The sequence below is a fragment of the Myxococcota bacterium genome (assembly GCA_035498015.1).
Classification (GTDB): Bacteria; Myxococcota_A; UBA9160; order SZUA-336; family SZUA-336; genus VGRW01.
The window spans coordinates 1-2,272 of record DATKAO010000020.1 but is presented as its reverse complement, the minus strand read 5'-3'; the positions used below and the strand labels follow the sequence as shown (position 1 = coordinate 2,272).

Annotated in this window: 3 protein-coding genes; 1 reads left to right on the top strand and 2 read right to left on the bottom strand. The window is 73.0% G+C overall.

Annotated elements, in window-relative coordinates:
* A partial coding sequence (locus tag VMR86_01685) for a hypothetical protein (protein ID HTO05741.1) occupies nt 1-402 on the bottom strand: 402 nt, incomplete at its 3' end.
* A gap of 162 nt (nt 403-564) precedes the next feature.
* On the opposite strand from VMR86_01685, the gene VMR86_01680 reads away from it, so the two are divergent.
* Nucleotides 565-1,938 carry a neutral/alkaline non-lysosomal ceramidase N-terminal domain-containing protein gene (locus tag VMR86_01680; GenBank protein HTO05740.1) on the top strand — a complete coding sequence of 458 codons (1,374 nt, stop codon included), beginning with the start codon at nt 565-567 and terminating at the stop codon, nt 1,936-1,938.
* 30 nt (nt 1,939-1,968) lie between these two features.
* Here the strand turns inward: VMR86_01680 and VMR86_01675 are convergent.
* On the bottom strand, nt 1,969-2,272 hold a 304-nt coding region (locus VMR86_01675; GenBank protein HTO05739.1), incomplete at its 5' end, for a hypothetical protein.

Genomic DNA, 2,272 nt, shown 5'->3' with positions numbered 1-2,272 from the left:
GACGTCGTTGCGCTCGAGGCGGTACACGTCGGCGCGGCCGCGCTGGAACTCGAACGAGAGCAGGTTGCCCGAGTTGTCGCGGATCAGCGCGTAGAAGTCGCCGGGCCGCGCGCCGCGCACGTCGAACACCGAGCGCAGCGTCCGCGCGACGGTCTCGACGAGCTCCGGAGAGACGCCCGAGCCGCGCAGCGCGCCCGCGAGCGTGCCGCGCTTGGGCACGCGGCCGGTCACGATCGTGAGCGTCGGGTCCGCGGCGCTGTCCGCCATCGGGTCGACGGACTGATCGACCACCGGCAGAAGGAACGCCGGATCGGCGTTCGCGCTCGGCAACTTGGAGCGCAGCTGGTTCGGATTGCTGGCCGCGCTGAACCCGCCGAACGAGAGCAGGCTGTGGGGGAGCACGCCTGCGGACGCAGCGCAGACCGCGCCCGTCCACACAGCTGCCGCGGTGGCCGCAGCCACCCATCCCCTCCGAGCCTGGTCCAAGAACCCGCCTCCGAAACCGGACCTGCGCAGCCTATAGTGCAGCTGCCTACAGCCGAGACTGTGACAGGAATCACCCGCATGCTGCTCGCCGGCGCTGCGCGCATCGACATCACCCCCGAGGCCGGCGTGCCGCTCATGGGGTACGGGGCCCGGGTGGGAACCGCGACCGGCGTCGCCGACCGCATCTACGCTCGCGCTCTGGCTCTGTCTCTCGCGCATCACTCTATCCTCGTCGTCTCCGCCGAGCTTTGCTTGATGTCTACAGTGAGCGCGAACGCCCTTCGGGTGGCGATCGCCTCGGATACAGGCCTGCCGGTCGACGCCATTCTGGTCGCCTGCACCCACACGCACTCGGGACCGGACACCGGCGTCGCGGAAGCAAATGCGGGAAGACCGGTCCCGGCTCACTCGGCGGCAGCTTTCGCCGGCATTCGCTCTGCCGCCGCCGAGGCCTTCCGGCGGCGGCAACCGGCCCGATTGGCGTGGCGGGAGACGAGCGCGCAGATCGGGCGCAACCGGCGCGCAGCGGACGCGCCCATCGACTCGGGTCTCGAGGTGCTTCGGGTGTCCGCGGCCGACGGACGGCCGATCGCGGTCCTGTTCCGGCACTCCTGCCACGGCACGGTGCGCGGCCACGACAACCTCGAGGTGTCGGGCGACTGGCCGGGCGCGGCCTCGGCGACGATCGAGGCGGCCACGGGTGCGGTCGCGCCATTCCTGCTCGGCGCCCACGCCGACGTCGACCCGCGTACGCGCGGCCTGATGGACCTGGCGATCCCGGGCCAGAGCATCGGGCTCGGCGCCGAGGCGGTGCGGGTGCTGGGGCGCGAGGCCGCCGACGCGGTGCTCGCCGCGCTGCCCGGCGCGGTGGACGAAGCCGAGCCGCGGCTCGCAGCACGCACGGCGCGCGTGAAGCTGCCGCTCCAGCTGGGTGAGCTCGCGCCCGCGGAGCTCGACGCCGAGCTCGCCCGGCGCAAGCGCGAGGTCGCCGCGCTCGTCGGCCGTGGCGAGTCGGCGCTGCCGCGCATGGCGGAGCTGTACGACCTGGCCAACGCCACGGCGCGCGACCTGCCGATCGCCGAGGCGCGCGAGCGGATCGCCGCGGTGCGCGGCTACATCCGCGACCGCACCGCGCCGTTCTTCGTGCCCGAGCAGGCGCGCCAGGCCGAGGTCGAGGTGCAGCTGCTCGCGATCGGCCGCGCGCGGCTGCTGGCGCTGCCGCTCGAGCCGACCAGCGCCGTCGGGCTCGACTGGCGCGCCCGGGTCGGGGCGCACGGGCTCGGGCTCGTCATCGGGATCGGCAACGGCTGGCTGCGCTACCTGCCGCACGCGAAGGACCTGGCGCACCCGCTCGCGCACCAACACTACGAGGTGTTGAACGCGGTGTTCGCGGCGGGCGCCTGTGAAGCGCTGCTGTCGGCCGGCCACGCGCTGGCGCGCGAGCTCGCGTAGACGCGGCCAGCCGCCCGACCGCGAAAACGATCAGGCGCGCAGGTCGCCGATCGCCTGCGACACCGTCTCGAACAGCGGCTCGATCTGGTCGAGCTCCAGGCACGAGAACGCGACGCGGATGTCGGTCTGGCCCATCGCGATCACGCCGACGCCGTACTTCTCGAGCAGGTGCACGCGCAGCTTCTCGGCCGGGACTCCCTTCACGCGGATGCACATGAAGTAGCCCGCGTTGAACGGGTACACGTCCCAGTCGCCCTCGTACTTCGGGCGGAACACGACCTCGCGGACGCGCTCGGCGCGCGCGCGCAGGATCTCGAACTTCTCGCGGCGCTCC

Coding starts and splice junctions, on each gene's coding strand:
- VMR86_01680 (HTO05740.1), top strand. CDS start 565: ATGCTGCTCGCCGGCGCTGCGCGCATCGACATCACCCCCGAGGCCGGC.